Source organism: Streptomyces solitudinis (assembly GCF_036323765.1).
In the GTDB taxonomy this organism is placed as follows: Bacteria; Actinomycetota; Actinomycetes; order Streptomycetales; family Streptomycetaceae; genus Streptomyces.
This window is the reverse complement of record NZ_JAZDCW010000004.1, coordinates 123,752-145,039: the sequence shown is the minus strand read 5'-3', so window position 1 is coordinate 145,039 and position 21,288 is coordinate 123,752. Positions and strand designations below refer to the sequence as shown.

General features: G+C 70.6%; 14 protein-coding genes and 1 pseudogene. 6 read left to right on the top strand and 9 right to left on the bottom strand.

Annotated features, from left to right (window positions below):
- Nucleotides 1–5 precede the first annotated feature (5 nt).
- The 7 genes and pseudogenes from V1J52_RS11995 to V1J52_RS26145 form a co-directional block, all read right to left on the bottom strand.
- Nucleotides 6–2,507, bottom strand: a complete 2,502-nt coding sequence (locus tag V1J52_RS11995; protein WP_330139701.1) for a KR domain-containing protein — start codon at nucleotides 2,505–2,507, stop codon at nucleotides 6–8.
- Nucleotides 2,507–4,210, bottom strand: coding sequence for a beta-ketoacyl synthase N-terminal-like domain-containing protein (locus V1J52_RS11990; protein ID WP_330139700.1), 1,704 nt, complete (start codon nucleotides 4,208–4,210; stop codon nucleotides 2,507–2,509). The genes V1J52_RS11995 and V1J52_RS11990 overlap by 1 nt, the downstream gene beginning before the upstream one ends.
- Complete coding sequence (locus V1J52_RS11985; protein WP_330139699.1) at nucleotides 4,185–4,937, bottom strand: beta-ketoacyl synthase N-terminal-like domain-containing protein; 753 nt, start codon at nucleotides 4,935–4,937, stop codon at nucleotides 4,185–4,187. The genes V1J52_RS11990 and V1J52_RS11985 overlap by 26 nt, the downstream gene beginning before the upstream one ends.
- Nucleotides 4,934–5,182 (bottom strand): acyl carrier protein, encoded by a 249-nt coding sequence (locus V1J52_RS11980; RefSeq protein ID WP_330139698.1) that lies wholly within the window; start codon nucleotides 5,180–5,182, stop codon nucleotides 4,934–4,936. Before V1J52_RS11980 ends, V1J52_RS11985 begins: the two co-directional genes overlap by 4 nt.
- Nucleotides 5,158–6,156: an ACP S-malonyltransferase gene (locus tag V1J52_RS11975; protein WP_330139697.1), complete on the bottom strand. Its 999-nt coding sequence runs from the start codon at nucleotides 6,154–6,156 to the stop codon at nucleotides 5,158–5,160. Before V1J52_RS11975 ends, V1J52_RS11980 begins: the two co-directional genes overlap by 25 nt.
- The gene (locus V1J52_RS11970) at nucleotides 6,153–7,265 is read right to left on the bottom strand and encodes an NAD(P)-dependent alcohol dehydrogenase (protein ID WP_330139696.1); all 1,113 of its coding nucleotides are present in this window, start codon (nucleotides 7,263–7,265) and stop codon (nucleotides 6,153–6,155) included. Before V1J52_RS11970 ends, V1J52_RS11975 begins: the two co-directional genes overlap by 4 nt.
- A gap of 514 nt (nucleotides 7,266–7,779) precedes the next feature.
- Nucleotides 7,780–8,104 (bottom strand): annotated as a pseudogene (locus tag V1J52_RS26145) (IS5/IS1182 family transposase); the annotation flags it as partial.
- Nucleotides 8,105–9,808: 1,704 nt separating this feature from the next.
- On the opposite strand from V1J52_RS26145, the gene V1J52_RS11955 reads away from it, so the two are divergent.
- The 6 genes from V1J52_RS11955 to V1J52_RS11930 all read left to right on the top strand — a co-directional run bounded on the left by V1J52_RS11955 (nucleotide 9,809) and on the right by V1J52_RS11930 (nucleotide 17,787).
- Nucleotides 9,809–11,077 carry an NAD(P)-binding protein gene (locus V1J52_RS11955; protein WP_330139695.1) on the top strand — a complete coding sequence of 423 codons (1,269 nt, stop codon included), beginning with the start codon at nucleotides 9,809–9,811 and terminating at the stop codon, nucleotides 11,075–11,077.
- 3 nt (nucleotides 11,078–11,080) lie between these two features.
- The gene (locus V1J52_RS11950) at nucleotides 11,081–11,878 is read left to right on the top strand and encodes a HisA/HisF-related TIM barrel protein (protein ID WP_330139694.1); all 798 of its coding nucleotides are present in this window, start codon (nucleotides 11,081–11,083) and stop codon (nucleotides 11,876–11,878) included.
- Between the two features lie 4 nt (nucleotides 11,879–11,882).
- A complete protein-coding gene (locus tag V1J52_RS11945) occupies nucleotides 11,883–12,893 on the top strand; it encodes a zinc-dependent alcohol dehydrogenase family protein (protein ID WP_330139693.1) in 1,011 nt (336 codons plus the stop codon).
- Nucleotides 12,894–12,944: 51 nt separating this feature from the next.
- The gene (locus V1J52_RS11940; protein ID WP_330139692.1) at nucleotides 12,945–16,070 is read left to right on the top strand and encodes an amino acid adenylation domain-containing protein; all 3,126 of its coding nucleotides are present in this window, start codon (nucleotides 12,945–12,947) and stop codon (nucleotides 16,068–16,070) included.
- 62 nt (nucleotides 16,071–16,132) lie between these two features.
- Nucleotides 16,133–16,801, top strand: coding sequence for a hypothetical protein (locus V1J52_RS11935; protein WP_330139691.1), 669 nt, complete (start codon nucleotides 16,133–16,135; stop codon nucleotides 16,799–16,801).
- Between the two features lie 65 nt (nucleotides 16,802–16,866).
- Entirely contained in the window at nucleotides 16,867–17,787 is a 921-nt protein-coding gene (locus tag V1J52_RS11930) for an SAM-dependent methyltransferase (protein ID WP_330139690.1), read from the top strand.
- 1,085 nt (nucleotides 17,788–18,872) lie between these two features.
- Here the strand turns inward: V1J52_RS11930 and V1J52_RS11925 are convergent.
- Together V1J52_RS11925 and V1J52_RS11920 are read right to left on the bottom strand one after the other, a co-directional pair.
- Nucleotides 18,873–19,667, bottom strand: coding sequence for a 4'-phosphopantetheinyl transferase family protein (locus tag V1J52_RS11925; protein WP_330139689.1), 795 nt, complete (start codon nucleotides 19,665–19,667; stop codon nucleotides 18,873–18,875).
- A gap of 1 nt (nucleotide 19,668) precedes the next feature.
- A complete protein-coding gene (locus V1J52_RS11920; protein WP_330139688.1) occupies nucleotides 19,669–21,279 on the bottom strand; it encodes an amino acid adenylation domain-containing protein in 1,611 nt (536 codons plus the stop codon).
- Nucleotides 21,280–21,288: the final 9 nt, after the last annotated feature.

Sequence of the window (21,288 nt, the reverse complement as noted above, 5' to 3'; positions counted from 1 at the left end):
CTCGGTCACTCCCTTCTCTGGTCGGTCGGTGTGCGGGCCGTCCGCGTTCCGGCCGTGGTGCCGTGGTGGCCGGGCGGATGGCGGTCTTCGCGGCGGGCGTCCGTCCTGGCGTACGCCAGACGCAGTCCCGCCAGGTACAGCAGTTCCGTGTCCCCGCTGCGGCAGTCGGCCGTGGCGCGGGCCCAGCTGCCGGCGGCCGAGGCGGTGAGGGTGATGCGGGCGGCGGGGTCGCAGGTCAGCTGCCGGTCGGTGCGGCAGCCGACCGGGAACGTGATGGCGGCGACGTGGCTGGGGGTGGCGAGGCGGCCGGGGGAGAGGAACGCCGCTGTCTGGAAGGCGGCGTCGAGGAGCAGCCAGGGCGTCCGCATGCGGCCGAAGTGTTCGCCGTCCTCGTCGCGCAGGTCGACGCTCCAGACCGCCCGGGTGCCGTGGGCGGTGCGGCGGATGTCGTGGACACCACCGAAGAGGCCGGTGAGACCGGGGGAGACGCGCGCGAATGCGGGCGTGTCCGGCGGATCCGGGGCGGAAGGCGGCGACGGGGAGCCGTCGGTACGGACGGTGGCACGGACGTCGGCGTGGAAGTGCAGACTGGGACGCGGCCGGGGTGGTGTTCCCGGCGGGGCGTGGCCGCGGATCTCGACGTGCACCACGTCCGTTCCCGCCTCGTCGCGGCGGCGCACGGCGTGCAGCACGTAGGCGGTGTCCCGGGGTTCCAGGACCACGGGGGCGCGGAATCGCACGTCCGTCACGGCTGCCACAGGCCGCCCGCCGGTCAGGTGGCCGGCGGCTTCCGCGGCGAGTTCGACGGCGAGCGCGCCCGGCAGCACGGCCACAGCGTTCCGCCGGTGGCCGTGGAGGTAGGCGTGTCCGCGCAGGTCCACGGGCCAGGACGCGCTGACCTCTGTGTCGTCCGGCGGGGTGGGGGGCCCGGGGAGGAGCGGGTGCGCGGTCGAGGTGGTGTCGAGCGCGGGGAACCGTGCTCCGAGGGAACGTTTCTCCGGAGGGCCGAGGTAGACGGGTACCGCGGTCTGGGGCCCGCGGGGGGCGGCCAGTTCCGCGGCGAGGAGCCGTTGGCCCTCGGCGTCGCCGAGCAGGCTGAGCCGCCCCGTCCTCCTCGTGTGGTCGGTGAAGCCGGACCGCGGGCCCAGCCCGGACTCGCCCCACATCGTCCAGCCGATGGCACACTCCGAGCGGTCCCGCACCGCGACCTCGTAGCGTGCGGCGGCGTCGAGCAGGTCGTTGGCGGGGCCGTAGTCGCTTTCTCCCGGCAGCCCGGCTACTCCGGCGATCGAGCTGAAACTGCACCACAGGTCGGGGGGCGGGTCGTCGAAGGCGGCCTTGAGATGGTGGTAGCCGTCGACCTTGACGCCGCGCACCCGCCGGTAGTCGTCCAGGCGCTTGCCGCGCAGTGCCCGCGCCTGCCCTACACCGGCCGCGTTGAGCAGCAGGTGCACGCGCCCGCTGACTCGGCCGATGTCCGCCGCCGCCGCGTGGACGGCCGCCGGGTCGGTCACGTCGCACGTCAGGTAGCGGACCCGGCCGCTGCCGCACCGTGCCCGCAGACCGGCGAGAGTGCGCAGCGCCTCCTGCGTGGCGCGCAGCCGTTCCCAGTGCGCCACGGCCTCGGGGACGGAGGCTTCCGGCGCCGCCCGCAGTATCCCGCGCAGATACGCGGCCCGGCCCGTCGTGCCCAGTGCGCGGGCCTGGGCGGCGAGGCGGTGCACGGGCGTACTGCCCAGCAGCCACAGCGTCGGCGCGGCCTGGCGGACGAGGCCGGCCAGGGCCGTGGCGGTGATGCCGCGGGCCCCGCCGACGGCGACGACGACGCTGTCGTCGGTGAGTTCCGTACCCCCGCGGTCGGGCAGAGGCGCGGGCGCCAGAGACTCCTCGTAGCGCTCCCCGCCGCGGTGGTAGGCGACGGGCAGACCGCGCCGTGCGGCGGACTCCCGTGTCAGCTGGCGCAGGGCGGCTCCCAGATCAGGAGCGTCGGTCACCACCCCGTACACCTGCGAGTCTGGAACCTCCCAGGCAGCGCACTTCAGGAATCCGGTCAGCAGCGCGGAGTGCGGGTGGGGCAGGCCCGCGCGCAAGGGGTCGCACACGAGCACGGCCACCGAGGAGCCGGGCACGTCCTCCAAGGCGAGGCGCCTGGTCGCCAGGAACAGCAGTTCCTGCAGCGCGGTGAGGTGGGCGCCGGGCGGTGCGGGCCATGGAGCGCCGCGCAGATCGGTGAGCACCCGGATGTGACGGAGCGGACGGTCCCTCAGCGGTGGCTCGGTCATCACCGTTTCCTGCACGGCTTCCATCACCGTGACGCCGGGTGCGCCACCTGTTGCCAGCGGGCGGGTGCACACGACGGTCGTCCCGTGGTCACCGTGGGCGCGCGCCACTCGAGCCGCGATGTCCGGGATGTCCGTGAGGACGAGCGATCCGGGCGGCAGGGCCGGAACGGGCTGCTGTGACGCGGGGCCGGGCCGGGCGAGGAGCACCGCGACGTGTCGTTCCATCACCGGCCCTCCGCCCCACCCGTGACGCGGGGACCGGCAAGGGGGACTGCGGGGCACACGGTCACCGCGGGGCCCGGCGGAGCGCCGACAGTCCGGGGACCTGATGCGCCGCCGAGGGCCGTCCCGAGCACGGTGACTACACCGTCGGCCGCCCCGAAGGCGGGGCCACGGGCACCTGCGGGCCCGGCCGTCGTCGGCGTTCCGGCCGGGGCGCGCAGGGCGGAGTGGAGCCGTGCGTGCACCGGCCACCGCCGCGACCGGGCGATGTCCTGCCTGGCCAGCACCACGAGGAAGGCGCCCTCGGCGGTGTCGGGGGCGGCGGGGCTCGGCGGTTGTGCCGGGAGGACGGTATGGAAGCCCAGGACGAGAGCGAGGTCCAGGACACCGCAGCGCAGATGCACCAGCGCTGCGTGGAGGGCCGCCAGCCCCGAGGACGGGCCGGTGTCCAGCAGCATCGTGGGGCCGTGGAGGTTGTGACGGTTGGCGATCCAGCCGAGTGCCACACAGGGCATGCGGCCGGCCAGGGTGTACGGGCCGATGGGGTCGGTGCGCCGTGCGTGCGCGGTGAGGAAGGACGCGCAGGCGGCGTGGTCCCTCTCGTCGCCAGGGCCGGCCAGCCGCCGGGCCGCCTGCCGGCCGAAGCTGCGGACCGTGGAGTCGACGGCCAGCCGGGTGGGCCCGTGATGTGCTCCGAAAACGCCGGTGCGCTCCTCCAGCCCGTCCCAGAGGGTTCCGTGGCGCTCCGCGTACGCGTGGACGAGGGAGAGCCCGAGCAACTGCACACGGTCGATCCGGGTGGCGACTCCCGGGGCCACGCGGGTGTGCTGGAACGGCGGCACCGGGTACGCGTCGCCGAAGAGCCGGTGGCTGCCGGGGTAGCGTCCGCCGGTCAGCCAGTCCCGCACCGGTTCCTCCTCGGGCGAGCCCGGCAGCAGGGCGCTCCATCCGACGAGCGCCACGTCGGAGTCCTGGCGCGGCGGTGCGGACACCATCCCGGCGTTCGGGCGGTCGGGGTGCTGAAGGAGGAGGTGCGCGTTGATGCCGCCGAGGCCGCACGCGAACACGCCCGCCAAGCGGTCGCGCCCCCCAGCCGTACCGTCCTCCGCGCCCGGTTCTCTTCCCGGCTCCGCGCCCCGCCCCGCTGTGCCGTTCCGGGCACCGCCGGCCTCCGTCAGCGGGACGTCGCGGGGGGACACCCGGACGGGCAGGGCGACGCTGTGTCCGGGCAGCTGGGTGAAGCGCCGCTGGGCGGGGACTGCCCTCCGGCGCAGGCCGTTGAGTGCCTGGATGACCGACACTACGCCGCAGGCCATTCCCGTGTGCCCGACGACGGCCTTGTCCGAGGTGACGTGGACCCCGCCGGGATAGGCGGTGGCCAGTGAGCGCAGCTCCGTCGCGTCTCCCGTCCTGGTCGCTGTGCCATGTCCGACGACCCAGGCCACGTCGGCTGGATCGACACCGTTGACGGCCTGCGCGCGGCGCATGGCCCTGACCTGGCCCTCGGAGCGGGGTGCGAAGATGGCCTTGCCGCTGCCGTCGGCGGCGCCGCCGAAGCCGACCAGCACTCCGAGTACCGGGTCGCCGTCGCGCCGGGCGTCGGCAAGGCGTTTGAGCGCGACCACGGCGGCGCCGTCGGAGAACATCGTCCCGTCGGCCGCCGAGTCGAAGGCCCGTACGTCACCGGACGGCGACAGAGCGCCCATCTTGGCGAAGTACACCTGGCGCAGCGGCCCGTGCGAACTCGTCCCCCCCGCACAGGGCGAGGTCCGTCTCGTCGTCCAGCAGGTGCCGCACCCCCAGGTCGATGGCGTAAAGCCCGGCGGGGCAGATGTTGTCCACCACGATGAGCGGGGTGTCCGCGGGGACGACGCCGCCGAGGGCCCGGCTCACCAGCGGGTGCGGCAGGACGCTCTCGTGGGACCGTGCGGCCCGTTGTCCACCGTCCGCCAGACGCTCCCGCAGGCGGGTGGCTGTGCGGACGGGGTCGCCGGGCAGGTGGCGAGCCGTCCCGGCGGCGACGAAGTCAGCGGCGACGGCGGCGTCGAGTTCATGACTGGCCTCCGTGCTCGCGGCGACGAAGGCACCGCTGCGGACTCCTTCGGCCACCCGGACACCGTCGAGCGCCTGGAGGGCGCTGTGCCGCAGCCACGCGGCCTGCCGGTCGGGCGGGGCCGGGTCGGCCCACCGCGGCTCGAGCCGGGGGTGGGGACGGAATCCGGTCAGCTCCCCGAACGCGCGACCGTAGGTGCGGTCCTGCGCCTGCGGATCGTCGGAGTAGAAGTCGGCGAGATCGAACCGCGCGGGTTCTGCGAAGACGGGGTCGCCCCGCCGGGTGCGGTTCCACAGCTGCTCCGGGCTGCTCGCACCGGGTACGGCTAGGCCGGCACCGACGACAGCGACCAGCGGGCGCGGTGGAGCCGGTGCGGTCACGAGGCGTCCAGGAGGAAGCCGGCGACGGACCGAGGCGTCAGGGGTGTCGGCGTCCGGCTTTCCGGGGGCAGCCGCAGGCCCCAGTGTTCGGCGGCGCGGGCGAGCACGAGCTGGTGCTGGAGGGAGTCCGCGCCCAGCTCAGCCTCCAGGTCGATGTCGGCGGTGACCATCTCGGACGGGTACTCCAGGACCTCGGCGTACATCGCCTTGAGGTACCCGATCAGCTCATCGCGGTCGGGGACCATGTTTCCTCCTCGGCTGGCCTCTCGGTACCGATGAGGCCGCTGTGTAGTCGGTTTCGCGTCACGCGTGTCCGGAACGGGGCGAGGGCGAGGGCCTGCGGGGCGGCGGATTCGACGAGACCGGACAGGGTGCGGCGCGGCCCGCACTCGACGAAGACCCCCACCCCGTCGTCGCACAGGTCTACGAGGGCTTCCAGGAAATGCACGGGAAGGACCATCTGGAGGGCCAGGGCCTGGGCGAGATCGTCACAGGGCAGATAGGAGCGTCCGAGGACGGGTGAGTGCACCCGGTGCCGCAGAGCCCATGCCGGTGTGCGGCGCACGGCGGCCGCATGGTGCCGGTAGGCGTCGGTCAGCAGCGGGTGGTGATGGGGCGTCGGCCCGGTGCGCAGCCGCGTGGCCGTGCGACCGCGCGCGGCCAGTAACTGGTGCAGGCGGTCGAGGGACGCGGAGGGCCCGGAGAGCACGACTTGACGCGTGCCGTTGACCGCGGCGATCACCGTGGTGGGTTCCTCGCGCGTGAGACGGCGCGCCTCCCGGGGGCTCAGCCGGACCGCCAGCATCCCGCCCTCGGGGACACGGTGCTGGCGCAGCGTACGGATGCGCTCGCACAGGAGGCGAACCCCTTCGGGCAGGGAGAGGCCCTCTGCCGCCACCAGGGCGGCATATTCCCCAAGGCTGTGGCCGCACAGGACATCGGGCGTGATTCCCGCCTGTTCCCGCAGTAACCGGTAACACGTGATCTCCGCCGCGAAGATCTCCAGTGCCCGCACGTCGGAATCGGGCGGAAAGGCAGCACCTGGAGATCGGTCCTCCGCCTGGAGGAGGGACGGCGCTACCTGCGGTAAATCGTAGGACGCAGCTATCGTGTCAACTTCCGCTGCAACGCTCTCAGCGACGTCACGCGCCAGCGGCCACCCAGCGAAGGGAGCAGCATAATAGGCACCGAAACCGGGAAAGAGGAACGCGGTCCTCACGCGGCCTCCTCGAACGTCAGAACCGGCTTGACGCATTTTCCCGTAGCGGCATCATGCGCCGCCTCGTTGATCCGGTGGAACGGATAGCGGGCGATCATCCTGTCGAAGGGCAGCCGGCCCCCGCGGTAAAGCTCGGCCAGAACCGGGATGGTGCACTGCGGCACGCTGTCGCCCTCGACGATGCCGCGCACCTGCCGTCCGAACATCAGACCCGACATCTCCAGGGCGGCCTCGGTTCCGGGCGCGGCGGCGCCCACCAGGCCGCACACTCCCCGCGTGTGCAGAGCGTCCACCGCCATGCGCAGCACGTGCGGCACACCGGTGGCCTCGATGCTGTAGTCGACGCCGGTGCCGCCCGTCAGGTCCCGCAGCGACGCCACCGGATCCGGCGTACTCCGCAGGTCGATGACGTGGGTGGCGCCCAGCTCCCCGGCCAGCCGCAGACGAGCCGGATTACGCCCGAGCGCCACGATGGTGGTGCAGCCGGCTACGACGGCCCCCAACACCGCGCTGCACCCCACCGAGCCCGCCCCGAAGACGGCGATGCTGCTGCCGGCCCCGCACCGCAGGGCGTGCAGGACGCTGCCCACCCCCGTCTGTACCGCGCAGCCCAGCGGGCCGAGCAGGTGGAGAGGAAGGTCGGCGGGGACCTTGGTGACGCTGGCCAGTCGGGCGAGGGCGTACGTGGCGAAGGACGACTGTCCGAAAAACAGGCCGTGGACCGGACCCTCCGCCGATCTCAGCGTCGTCGAGCCGTCGGGGCGGGTGCCGGCGAAGTTGCGGGGGATGAAGTCCGCACAGTACGCCGGTGCGCCCGTGACGCAGTGGCGGCAGGTGCCGCAGAATCCGTAGCTGAGAACGACGTGGTCCCCCACGGCCACACGCGACACCCCTTCGCCGACCGCTTCCACGACGCCGGCACCCTCGTGTCCGAGCACCACCGGAAGGGGAACCGGGTACCACTGGTCGCGCACGATGAGGTCGCTGTGGCAGACACCCGAACCGGCCATGCGGACCAGCACCTCGCCCGGCCCGGGTGTGTCAATCTCCACCTGGGCCAGCTCGAATGGCCCCCCGGGGCGGTATACCACTGCTGCCGTGATCAGCATGGACGGACCCTTTCCTAGCCGTACATGTCGACGCCACGGGCCCGGTAAGCGCCTTTCGCTGGAACCGGTCAACGTCGGCTGAGCGGCCTCACATCGCGGGAAAATACGAAGGCGTGAGGCGTTTTCCACCCCGTTGGGAGATCACTGAGGATGAGTCACATGGCCGCCTGGCCCGCGGAATGCATGGAGGAATGCGGCGCGCTCGGTGTATCCACTCACAGTGGAACACCATGCTGCCGGAGTGTCAACCAAACGTATCCGCGTGGCCAACGTATGGGAACACTCCGTCTATCGCCCTTTGGCCTGCGGTTATGCGGAATGACCACCGCTGCAGAGTGTGAACAATGTGACCAAGGGGATCCAATTTTTTTCGATTCCTATTCGGCAGCCGACCCAAGAGACCCACCGCCCCCAGGAACGCACTCGAGCCGGGTGGAGCTGCACGAGGCCCACCAGGACCACCTCCGGACATCACCCTCGCCGCCGTGCACTGCGTGCGCGTTGAGGCCGTGTCCTATGTGGTGAGGCGGGGGAGGCGTTTGTCGCAGTAGAGGGTTGTGGCGTGACTGAGGAAGGCCAGGTATCTGCGGGGGAGGCGTTCGTAGCGGTGTTGAGCCGGCGGTAGCCGGTCAGCCAGGACATGGTTCGCTCGATGACCCGCCTGCGGGGTCCTAGCCGTTCGCTGGAGTCGATGCCTTGCGGGCGATGCGGACGCCGATGTGCTTGCCCCACAACCATTGGCGCAGGTGGGGGACGTCGCAGACTTCGTCCGCGTGCAGGCGCTGGGGTTTGGGGCAGCGGCCGCGGTGGCGGTCGTGTCCCGTTTGGTGACCGGCGACGTCTGCTGACCGTCCTCAAGCTCAGGCCGGCCTCCTTGGCGAGCTTGGTCAGGATCATGACTCTGTACACGGCCAGGCCACGGGAACGCCGTAGCTCCAGCCAACGCTACGGATACAGGACCACGGCCACCCCGTTTCTGCGCCCTCGGCCAACATGCGGAGGGTGCCATCCCGACGGCAGCACGTCAGGAGCTCTGCACGTTCACCCGTACGCGGCCACGCACGTTCGCGTGTACCCCGGCAAGCGGCGATGAACTGCAGGTTCCGGCGAAGCGCCGTCCCTTACCGGAGTATCACAGGTCGTTGCCCCGCCTCAGTGGTACCGGTTACGCGATTACAGGCGATGAGTGTGCCGTCCAGGTCTTCACGGCGCAGGGCCTGCTCATGGCGGTGCTCCAGCATTTGGTGCAAGTCCGGGGCACGCTTGGCCAGGACGTCGATGTCCTCGTGCAGGCAGCGGTAAACGGTGGCCTGGGAAGTTCAGGTGTCGCGGCCGGCAGTGCACGCAGGCGCGGGAACCAACGCAGTATCAGGACTGCTTGATGGAACGGGCCCCGGGCCCGTGATCCGCGTGGTCTGCCGATCTTCTGCCGACGGGCGGCCAAGAGGCGGGCGAGGAAAGCCACCACCGGGCGGGGGCTTACATAGCAACATAGAGAAACAGCGTGGAGCCTCTGGTGCCGTAGGACGATCTTCTGAGAGAGAACCGTCCTGTCAGGGGTTTGGGTTTGCCTACCGCCGGGGCGGAGCTGCCCGACTCGTCCAGACACCAGGTCCTCACCCGGCTCCACGTGAATCATTTCGCTGAGAAAATTCACTGTGCCGATGTGGCGCAATCACGATGAACGGAGTCGGTGAATCATTACGGCGGCAGGAGCAGATGGGTGACCAAAGGACTTGGTACCGTACCAAAGGTACCTAATTCCTTGCTGTTTCCGGGCTCGAGGGCCTGGGCAATCGTGGCTACATGGGACGGGGAAAGCGACAACGCTGGAGAGGAAATTCATGCATGCGGGTCCTGTGTCTGCTTTCGCCCAGTCACTCGTTGAGCAAGAGCAGAACATCAGGCAGCGTGATGACACACTGCTGCAAGCAGCCCGAGGCGGTCAGGTGGGCCGGCAGAACCTACGTCGCATGGTGCAGGACGACCAGCTCTGCCCGAAGTCCGGGACCGAGACCTATCCGCTACCTCTCGGCCGGTACCCAAGCGGGTCGGCAGCTGGTCCCTTCGCCGGGCTGAATTCTGCCCTGCGCCCACTCAGGCCGAGCTTCGACCGGTGCGCGGAGGCTTTGGGCCCACTCCCGCCTCCGCTCTCGACCCGTCTGAGGCCGTCAACGCGTCCGCTTTCCCCATGGCGGTTTCCCGGATGTGCCTGCACGCCGGGCTCGCTGCCGCCGCACTGGCGCTGCGGTCGGACTTCGCGGCCTACGCGGTGGGAGGGAACTCGTGCGGACGCTGACTGACGCGGGCCTCGGCGAGCCCGAGGCCTTCCGTGACCACCACAACATGCCGGCAGCCTCGAAGCTGCTCGACCTGGCCGCCACTGTCGTGGAGGACGGCGTCCGCGAGCGTGACACGGTCGACCACGCCGCGTCTGTCGTCACGATCCCGCTGGCTGGCCTCGGCGGCTTCTTGCGGTGCGCCGCTAGGGTGGCGCGAGCTCCGTCTGCAGTCGCTGCGGGCCCGCGAAGCCGGCAAGGGCGATGGCCGTGCGCGTGGGAATAGCGGGCGGCGGGGTCGCGGGTCTAACGCTGGCCTGGTTGCTCGACGAGAGCCACGAAGTGCTTCTGCTGGAGGAGCGGCCGAGGCTCGGTGGGAACGCGGAATCCGTCCAGACGACCGCCCACGGCGGTACTTGTGTTATCGATCTAGGTGTCAGGGAGACGCCCGTCGAGGTGTCTCCGATCTGGCGGCACATCGCGGCGTCGGTGGGTGTTCCGGCTGAGGACCTCGTTCCGGCCACGGCCTCTCGCGTGGTTTTCCGGAAGCACGAGCGCTCGCCCCTGTGGGTCTCCGCCGCCGAACCCACCGACACGGTACGACCCGTCACGACCGGGGGACCGGCGTACCGGGCCATGGTCCGTTTCGCCGAGGAATCTGCGTGGTGGGAGACGGAGGGGATGTCCTGGGACGTCACGATCGACGATGTCCTGAACGCGTGGTCGCTGCCCTCGTCCTCGGTGGAGCACCTTTTGTGCGCGCTGCCGGCTTCGCTCCACGGCTGCACGCTGGACGAGGTGCGAACCCTGTCCGCTCGGGCGGTCGGCGCGGCCTTCACCCCGCCGGACACGGTCCCCCGAACGACCTACCTGCGATCGGGGGCCACATCCCTCGTCCAGGGACTCGCCGCCGGCTCACGATCGGCCAGGCTGCGAACAGGTACTGGCCTGCGGGCGGTGTACCAGGCGGGAGAGGGCTTCGAACTCGTGGACGCAGCGGGGGCTGTCCACCCAGTGGACGCGGTGGCCCTGGCCCTTCCGGCGGACCATGCCCTGGCAGCACTCTCCGGTCTGGCCGCCACGGGCGCCTGGCAAGCCGCACTGAGTTCCATCGAATACCGGGATGTGACCTACGTCCTGCACCGAGACCCGTACGGAATGCCAGAGGATCGGCGCGTGTGGTCCGCCGGCAACACCACCGTGGATGAGGACCGGAGCGAGACGACGACCTGGTACGGCCCCTCACTGGGCGTCGACCTGTTCGTCAGTCAGGTCGGTCACCGCTCCGGGCAGCCCCGCGAGGAGATCGCCCGCTCCTCATTCCGGGCGACGCTCCCCACCCCGGCAGCGTGCCGGGCGCGGCAGCGGCTGGCCGAGATCGAAGCGGGGCAGCGCCTGCTCTTCCTCGGACACTGCACGACCCCGGTGGAAACACAGGAAGCGGCCATGGCATCGGCTCTGGCCGTGGCACATCACCTCGCACCCCGCGGCTCACGGCCGCGGAGGCTGCGCAACTACCTCGAAGGCGGATGACCGATGCGAAACGGAAGCAGTACCACGTACTCCCGCGCTCAGGTGGCCCGGCAGGTGATCCCTTGCATCGACGTGCGCGACGGCGTGGCGACCGACCCGTCCGGGATCCCGGGTCTCGCCGACCCCCTCGACGTCGTCGGCATTGCCGCCGGTTACGCACACGACGGTGCCGGCCAGTTGTTCCTGGACGTCGTTGACCCCTGGACCGCTGCCGGCTACCTGCCGGACCTGCTGCGCGAGCTGCACAGGACCGGTCTGGAACTGCTCGTCTCCGTGCAGCACGGAGTCCTGCCGTCGCCCGCGGAGTGTGCGGAGGTGCTGTCCGCGGGCGCGGACGCGCTCTCGGTCAGCACCAGCTTGGTCGAGGAACCCGACCGGGTGACGGACGCGGCCCGCCTGCTCGGAGGCCGACGGCTCATCGGCGTCGTCAACTGCTCGGGGGACCGGCAGCGAGGATGGCGGGTCCTCATCCACGGCGGCGCCACCCGCACCACCGTGGACGCTCTCACGGTGGCCCGGCGGTTCGGTGAGCTGCACGTGCGCTCACTGCTCGCCAACAACGTGGACCGTGAGGGCACGGGCATCGGTTACGACCTGGAACTGACCCGGGCCGCCGCGCGCGTATCCCTTCTTCCGGTCATCGCCTCCGGGGGCGCGGGCTCGGCGGGACAACTGGCCGACGCGCTGCACGGCGGCAACGCCACCCACGTACTTGTCAACAAAGTCGTCCACAGCGGCCGGGAGACGGTCGGTTCGCTGAGCGAGAGTCTGTACCGGCATCTTCACGGGGAAGCGGGCTGATCGTGTGCGGGCCTTGGCCTTCCAGGGATACGGCGACCCTTCCCGTGTACTCCGCCTCACGGACCTTCCCCGGCCCGAACCGGGCCCGGGTCAGGTACGGGTACGGCTGTCCGCCCGTCCGATCAACCCCTCGGACCTCCTGTTCGTCCAAGGATCCTACGGTCGCGAGGCACGTTTCACCCCGCGGCCGGACGGTGGCGCCCGGGGGAGTGGCTGGGCTGTCGCCGGGTTCGAGGGGGCAGGTACTGTGGACGCCCTGGGCCCCGGAACGAAGGGTCCTGCGCCAGGCACCCGGGTGGCGGTCTCCGCCACGGGGACGTGGCAGGAATACGTCTGCGTCCCCGGCACCTCGGTGATCCCGGTTGCGCACGGCGTCTCCACCGAGGCGGCCTGCCAGCTCACCGTGAACCCGTTTACGGCCCACCTGCTCGTGCGTGACCTCGTCCTCGATCCGGGCGACACGCTGCTCCTTACCGCGGGTGCCTCCGCCGTGAGCCGCATGGTGATCCACCTGGCGAGCGAGCGCGGTGTCCGGTGCCTGCCCGTGGTCAGGCACCGCGAACAAGCACGCGCGCTGACGCGCCCGGGCACATGGCCCCTGACGGTCAGCTCCGCCGACGCCCTCACCGAGGCGGTGCGCGACACCGTGGAGCACAGTCAAGTTGGCGCGGTGCTGGACGCAGTGGGCGGGTCTCTCGGCGACGCGGCACTGCGCTGCCTCCGTCCCACCGGACGTTTCGTCTCCTACGGCATGCTGTCCGGTCGCCCCCTCTCGATGCGCCCTGACGACCTGGTCTTCCGGCAGGTGAGCGTATGCGGCTTCTGGCTTCCGGCCCGTATGGAGCGCCTGGACGGACAGGAGCTGTGCGCCCTCACCCGGGAGGTCCAGGAGGCCGTCGTACGTGGCCTGCCCGGCCTGGAGATCGCGGAGCGCCACGACCTCGCCGACTTCCGGTCCGCGCTCGAACGCACGGCGCGGCCCGGACGCGACGGAAAGGTCCTGCTCACCGGCTGACCGCGGCCGGTCCCGCTCCTGCCGGCCAGCCGACTCACGAAAGGTCCGATCATGCCATCGACAGCGCCCACGCCGAACGGTCGCGCTCCCGGGCACGCCCGCGCGTGCGGGGACACCCGTACCGGCTATCCCCGCGACGCCCTGCTCCCTGACCTGTTCGCCCGGCAGGCACGGCAGTCCCCGGACAGCGAGGCACTGGTGTGGAGCGGCGGCCGCTGGACGTTCCGGGAACTGCGCGACAGGGTGCACCACGCCGCCGCACAGCTGCAGGCCCGCGGCGTGAGCGACGGTGACATCGTCGCCGTGCTCTTGGACCGCTCCCCGCAGTCGGTGGTGGCCGCACTCGCCGTCCTGGAAGCAGGTGCCGTCCACCTCCCCCTCGACCCCTGCACCCCCGGCAGGCGGCTCGCCGTGATGATCCGGGATGCGGCGGCCAAGTGTCTGGTGACCCTGCCCGGCGCAGCCGTCCCCCTGCCCCTCCCGCTAGGCCGTGTTACGACCCGCGAGCTGGCAGGAGCGCGGACACCGCGTCGGGAACCGCGCAGGCCCGCAGGGCGGGTGGCGACGGACGCCGCGTACCTCGTCTACACCTCCGGTTCGACCGGTGCCCCCAAGGGCGTGCTGTGCCACCATCGGGGCCTGGTCCGCTTTGTGACCGCCGACCACCCCGCGGTTCCCGGGCCCGGCGACCGCCTGCTCGCCACGACTAACCCGACGTTTGACGTCTCCTACTACGAGATCTTCTGCACCTTGCTCAACGGTGCCTGCCTGGTTCTTCCGGAACCCGACGTCCTGCTCGATCCCGAGGCCCTGGCGCAGTCCCTGCGCCGCCACCGCATCACCACCCTGTGGCTGGCCGCCGGAGTGTTCCACGTGCACGCACGGTCCGCGCCCGGCATGTTCTCCGGACTGCGATGTCTGATGGTGGGCGGCGACTCGGTCAGCCCCGCTGCCGTCCGCGCCGTACTGAGTCATGGCGCGCCGGCCACCTTGGTCAATGGCTACGGGCCGACGGAGAACGGCGTCATCACCACGTCGTACACGGTCCGCGACCTACCCGACCGCGCGGAACTGGTCCCCATCGGCAGTCCGGTGCCCGCCACCACCGTCCACGTGGTCCGGCGCGACGGCAGCCTGGCCGAGGCCGGGGAGGCGGGGGAACTGTGGGCGGGCGGGGACGGCGTGGCGATCGGCTACCTCAACGACCCTGAACGGACCGAGGAGCGCTTCGTCCCCGACCGCTTCGGTGCCGATCCACAGGGCCGCCTCTACCGTACGGGTGACATCGTGCGCCTTCGGGACGACGGCGTGCTGGAATTCCTGGGGCGTAGGGACAGGCAGGTGAAACTGCGGGGCTTCCGGATCGAACTGGACGAGGTCGAGGCCGTGCTGTCCGCCCATCCGGATGTCCGGGAGGCCGCCGTCGATGTACTGGGCGAAGGGCCCGGGCAGCACCTCGGTGCGGCCGTGGTCAGCGTCCTGGGTGTTGATTCCAACACTCTGGCCGCACGCCTGTACGACCACGTTCGGGACCGGCTGCCGGCCCACATGGTGCCCAGCAGGCTCGTCTGCGTCCCGGACCTGCCCTTGACGACGAGCGGCAAGGCAGATCACGCCCGCCTCTTGGCCCGGATCACCCGGCCGGCAGCCGGTCGACGCGAGGGCGGAGCGCCGGAAGACGCGGACGAGAGGGCCGTCGAGCGGATCTGGAGCGAGGCCCTGGGCACGGAGACCCTAAGGCGGGAGGACGACTTCTTCGCTCTGGGCGGCACCTCGTTGATGGCGACGCACGTCGCCACAGCCACCCGCCGCCACTTCGGCATCGACCCGGGAAACGGCAGCACCCTCGTCCGCGAGTTGCTGAGCAATCCGACCCTCGGGGCCTTCACAGCGCGAGCGCGGCGACTCGCCAGGCAAGGGACGGCGCGGGCGTCACACGCGAAGCCGGACTTCCACGCCGAGGCGCGACTCCACCGGGCGATACCGGTCGCCGGACCGCTGCCCGGACACGGTCGGCCGGGACGGGTGTTCGTCTCCGGTGGCACCGGATTCCTCGGTGTCCACCTTGTCGATCGGCTCCTGCGGGCCGGCGCGGAACGCCTCCACTGCCTCCTTCGCACACGGGACGAATCACACGGCGTCGCGCGCATGGCTGCCCGAATGCGACGCTACGACCTGGACCCGCAACACCTGGACGGCCGGGTCACGGTGGTTCCGGGCGACCTGTCCGCCGAACGGTTCGGACTCGACAGCACCACCTGGGAGCGGCTGGCGCGGGACAGTGACCTCATCGTGCACTGCGGCGCACAGGTCAACTTCGCCTACCCCTACGAAGCACTGGCTCCGGCCAACGTCGGCGGCACGCGCACCATCATCGAATTGGCCACTGCGCACCGGCTCAAACCCGTACACCACATCTCCACCGTCGGTGTGCTCGCCAGCCTCGGCCTCACAGGCGTCCGGCACGCGACGGAGCACACGCCGCTCGCCCGTCCCGACCTCCTCCCGGGCGGGTACATGCAGACCAAATGGGTCGCTGAGAAGCTGGTGGCGGAAGCCGCGCGTCAAGGGCTTCCCGCGTCCATCCACCGCCCCGGCGAGGTCACGGGCACCGGTGACCGGGGTGTGTGGAACACCGACACCCTGATGTGCGCGCTGTTCCGCACGATAGCGCAGGCCGGCGTAGCCCCCGACGTGCCGTTGCCGCTCGACTTCGTTCCCGTGGACCACACGTCCGACGTGATCACCCGGGTGATCACCCACGAGAAGCCCGACGGCCGCGTCTACCACATCACCAATCCCGACGAGGCACGCCTGCCCCTCCTCGTCGACCGTCTGCGTGCCATGTCCTACCGGGTGCGCACGGTCGGATACCAGGAATGGGTGGCCGGAATCGTCCGGGCAGCGGATGCGGACCCCCGGCACCCGATGACGCCGTACCTCCCCCTGTTCGTCGAGCCCGCGACCGGCCCGGACCTCTCCGTCGAGCAAACGTACTTCACGAGCGTGTTCCCCCGCCTCAGCCGCAGCAACGCCGACCGTGTGGCGGCGGACGCCGGCCTGACCTGCCCGCCGGTCGACGCCCGGCTGATCGACCTCTACCTCGGCCGCCTCCAGGAGAGCGGGTACCTCCCGCCACCGGAGGCCACCGGAGGCCACCGGTGGCCCCTCGCCTGAGCCGTTCAGCACCCGCACCGACGACGGTCACCCGTCGCCGACCCCAACCGAAGGGAACCCACATGACCGCCCGAAGCCATATCGACGCCAAGGCCCTGGCCGACGACGTCCGGCAGCGTCTCACCGGCGAAGCCCCCGGCAGTCCGCTCACCCTGGCACCGGTCACGGGCGCCGGCGTCCTGGAACCGCTGCGCCGCCTGGTCGCGGTCGAGTACCGGGCACACGCGGTAGAACTCGTGGCCTACGGCACGTTGCTGGCCCGGTTCCCGCACCGGCCCGCGGCCGGACTCTGGATCACCCTGGCACGCATCGTCCACGAGGCCACTCCCAAGCTGCGAGAGGTGGCCCGGGCCCTCGGAATGGCCGAGACCGACCTGGTGGGCCGGCCGGCGGACGGCGGCCCCTACTCCTTCCATGGCGCCATGTCCTGGATCGCCACATCCGGGAGCCAGACCGCGGCAGCCCTGGCCACCCACACCGACATGCAGGTTTACTACTCCGGCGCCAGCGCCGTCGCACGACGCCTGCGGGAGACGGAAGCCCCGGTGCCGCGGGAGTTCCTCGACTACTACGACGACCCCGGCGATGACGCCCTGGAGGAACTCGCCCTGGCCGTCGCCCAGGAAGGCCTCGACCGCGGCGACGACCCCCAGGAAGCGCTCTTCCACGCCCATCGCATTGCGGACGCGCTGCTGGACGTCTGGAAGACGACGGCGGCTGACACGGTCTGATCCCGTGACGTGATGTGACGTGACGGTGCCGGGGCTCCGACACCGCTAACCGAAAGGAAGCAGCGTTGAACGGCATTGACGAACCGACGTACGAGGTACTGCCGAGCCACCACAGCGATCCGTTCCGTGACCACGTGGTCCGGGCCTACGAGGACTCCGCTGGCGACTGGCAGAAGGTCCTCGGCGAGCAACTGCACTTCCAGTGGGGCGTCTTCGGCCACCCGGACGCGCCTCGCCCTGTCTCCCTCGATGAGGCAGGGCTCAGGCACCTGGAACGTCAACTCACCCTCGCCACGGGTATGGGACCCGGACACACCACCCCGCGGCGCATCCTGGACGTGGGGTGCGGATGGGGAGCGACGCTGAGGCACCTCGCGCAGGTCTTCCCCGACTGCCCGCGCCTGGACGGCGTGAACATCAGCGCCGAGCAACTGGCTCACTGCGCAGACCTCGTGCGCGACGTACTCCGACCGGGCCGCGTCCACCTGTATCTGTGCGACGCCGCCGATATCGCCGAGCTGCCCGACCCGGAACAGCCGTACGACCTGGTGGTCGCCCGGGGAGTCATCACACACCTTCCCCCACAGGTGTACGAGACCGCGACTGAGGCGATGGCTCGGCGCATGCGGCCCGGATCCCTGCTCGTCGTCTCCGAGACGCTGTACAGCGAGGAGTTCCTGGCCCGCGAGCCGCGTCCGCCCGCGGACGCGGACCACCTGGCGCTGGGACACCGCAAGTCGCTGCGCTACATCACCGACGTTATGCGGGACAGTGGATTCCGGGTCCGGGACGAGCGAGTGCTCCCCTGCCCGGAAGACGCCGCCCGGTGGGTGCTGGAGCTGAAGAGCAACATCGATGTCCACTTCCCCGAGGAGGCGAGCCCGCCCCTGGAGGCGATCCGACGCATGGCCACGGACCTCGCGGTCGCCCTACTCCGGCAGGAAGCGTCGGTTCACAGCATTGTCGCCGAAAAGGGCCCCGCGTAGGGCACCCGGTACCGGCGTTCCCTCGCGCGGCACCCCGCGGTCCGCCCGGACGGCGGAGCGTGACATCCGTTGGCACGGCGACGCCGCACACTCCGTCAGCCTCCCGGCTGACCAGACCCGGTTCACGCAGCACACCGGAGCGCCGGTGGCCGTCGTCGACCGCTGGTGCGCCCCAGCGGTGAGCAGCAGCCCGAAGAGCACCGGTACCCGGGAGGTGCCGTCACGCTGGGGCGCACCCACTCCTTCGACCAGGAGCCCGTCAAGCTATCTGGGCCACCTGCTGGGAGACAGTGGGCACTGGACGACTCCAGGTGTCCGGGGCTGGCCCGGGGACGGTGCGGCTCCCAGGGTGGCGGCCCCGGGCGCACCCAGCGCGAAAAGGAAGTTCACGGCCCTGGCCGCGCTCCGCCAGGACGGCGGGCGCCACCGCGGCCTCGCTGCCCATCTGCACGGACGCGGAGCAGCCGAGGTGAGGGATGTAGGCAACGTATTGCGTTGGCGGTGTTGACGCAGCACCGGATGGCCACCACCGAACCACCGCACTCGTCACCGGCACCGGATGTGCGGATCGAGTAGACCCGGCGGACGGTCGGCAAGCCGCAGAAAGAGGGTCTGGTGGAGCGGGTCGCGCTGCCGCAGACTGGACGGCTGCGTCGCATGGCAGCTGATGCTGTCCCAATCGAGGACTTCTTATGCGCTGAGGTGGGCACGGCCAGTGTGTTCGACACGGACTAAGCGGTAAGAACCGGCCGTGCGGCTGTACTGCCCACCGTAGTGGTGACGGGTGGTGGTGGCGCGACCTGCCCAGGTCTCGAGTGCGCCACCACCCCGGCGTGCTTCCCGCAGCGCCCGAACCTCCGCTACGTCGTCCAGCCGTGAGTTCTGCTACCCGGCCCGCTGCCACTGATGTCCGCCAGATGCCGCCTGATCTCGCTGCTCCAGGTTCGCGCTCAGGCCCGCCGCAACCTCATGTCCCAGTCTTCAGGCGTCCACGATCCGGGGGAACTCCTTGCCCGGTGAATACCCCGGACGGAAGACCATCCGCCCACCCGTCACGACACCACGAGCCCATCCCAGTACGTGCGTCACCACTCGTACTCCCGACGCCACACCAGCGCCAGACAGTAGCCGTCCAGGTCGCCGTAGACCCAGCTCTCCACCTCATTTCCAAGCCGGGGTGTGTAGGCCGCCAGTAGTGGACCGGGAGTCCAGGTGAAGCGGTGGTCGGGCCGCCAGTCGGTGAGCCGTACCTCGCGCGTGTCGAACCGGAGGCCGAAACCGAAGTACTTGAGGACGGCCTCTTTGCATGCCCAGCGCAGGGGCAACGGCATGGACCACAGGCGGTGGCCCGGAACCCCTCCCTGCACGCCGCCCTCGAAGGTGAGGAGAGAGGCAAGATACGGGCCCATGGGGCGCTTCCGCTCAAGGTCCACGCCGATGGCACCGGGGCCGCAGGCGGCCACGGCGAAGTCCCCGGAGTGCGAAAGGCCGATGCCCACCGGCAGGTTGACGAAGGGCTTTCCGCTCCGCAGCCCGCCGCAGGCCGTGTCAACCCGGATATCCCGCACGCCCACGTGCCGGCGGGCGTTCCTGGCATGCCAGGCTTGGACAGCGAGCTCGAGCGCGAGACGTCCCGCGATCCATTCCAGTCGGCGCGCGGACGCGCGCGGACCGCCAAAGCGGGCGGACCTGACCGTTCCTGGATGACGTGCGCACAGGGCGTCGAACGCGTAGGGGCCGAGTGCCCGCAGCCAGGTGAGGGACACCGAAGTCAGGGCGAGCCGCCCTGCGATGACCGTTTGCGGGGGGCAGGCACGGCGCAGGGACAGGCTCCGGGCCACAACCGCTGCGGGGTCTTCGGTTCGTTCGCCTTCCCTCATCTCACGGCCACCTCTGCACGCCGCGCGCTTCGATGCCCATGTCGCCCAGCTGCTGGTAGTCGGTCTTCCCGTTGGCGTTGCGGGGCAGGGCCGCCAGGCACGTGGCTGCTTCGGGCAGCATGTACGCGGGCAGATGCCGTGCGCAGTGCCGTTTGATCTCCAGTAGGTTCGGTTTCCGGGCACCGGCGCGCAGGGTGTAGAAGAGGACGAGCCGGGCGGTGGTGCCCTCTCCCTCCACGACGACGGCCGCCTCAGCCAGGGCGGCGTGCCGGAGGGCGGTGTGCTCGACTTCACCGAGTTCGACCCGATACCCGGCGAGCTTGACCATCCGATCCCTGCGCCCCCGGTAGACGAGTAACCCGTTCTCGCGGGCGACGACGTCTCCGGTGGCGTGGCGGCCCTGGCGGTGCAGTACGGCGGCCGGTTCAGAGTCCCCGCCCCAGTAGCCAGGGGTAACGCAATCGCCTTCGACGATCAGCTCCCCGAAGGCATCTGGACCCTCGACCTCCCGACCCTCCTCGTCGACGACCGACAGCCGGACGCCGCTGATCGGTCCGCCGATGGGCACAGGGACATCACGCGCCAGGTCCTCGGGCCGGACCCGATGATGGGCGCACACATTGGTCTCGGTCGGCCCGTACAGGTTGTACAGCGCCGTGTGACTGGGGAGTCGCTCCGTGAGCGCGCGTAGCTGCTGCGGGGGGAAGAGTTCCCCGGCGAAGAGGACGTAACGCAGGCTGGCGGTGGTCGCCGAGGTGAGGGCGCCCGAAGCTGTCAGGAGGTGCAGGATCGAGGGCACCGAGTACCAGACGGTGACGTGATGCTCCCGTAGGCCGGCGGCCAGGGCCGCGACGTCTCGTGCCTCCTCATCGCCGATGATCCAGACGGCCGCGCCGACCGACAGCGCGACGAACAGGTCAAAGGTGCTGAGGTCGAAGGAGAAGGAGGCATGGTTGGCGAAGACATCACTAACGCCGACATCGAACTCCTCTCGTGCCCAGGCGACGAAGCTGGCCAGGTTCTGGTGGGAGATTCGGACACCCTTGGGGACACCGGTCGACCCGGAGGTGTACAGCAGCGCGGCGATGTCGGGGGATTCCGGCTCTGACAAGGCCGCCCACCGGTCGGAAGCAGGTGCGTCAAGGGTTCCCCAGACGTGAACCCGGGCCGCTCCGAGGGTGGACACACTGGCCTGGTCCGAGTCTGTGATGACCACGGCCTCCACGGAAGAGGGCAGAGTCTGCTCGGACAGGATCGCCAGATGACGGCGGTCAGTGAGCAGCACCAGTGGTTCAGCGTCCGCTAGGATGGTCCTGATTCGTGCTTGCGGCTGTCGACCGTCCAGGGGGACGTACACACAACTGGCGTGCAGGGCGGCGAGAATTCCCTCGGCGTATGCGGGCTGCTTGTCCATCCAGATCGCGATGCGAGTGCCCCGGCGGGCGCCCAGATCGCGCAAACGGCAGGCCAGTGCGCAAACCCTCTCGGCGAGTTCCCCGTACGAGACGGCGCGCGCGCCCACCAGAGCCGGCTGCGAAGCTTGGCCGGCGGGCAGGGTACGCAGAGGACGGATCAGAGGGGACAGGGCAGTGTTCTCGCTTCTCGGCTCCATCTCGAGCTC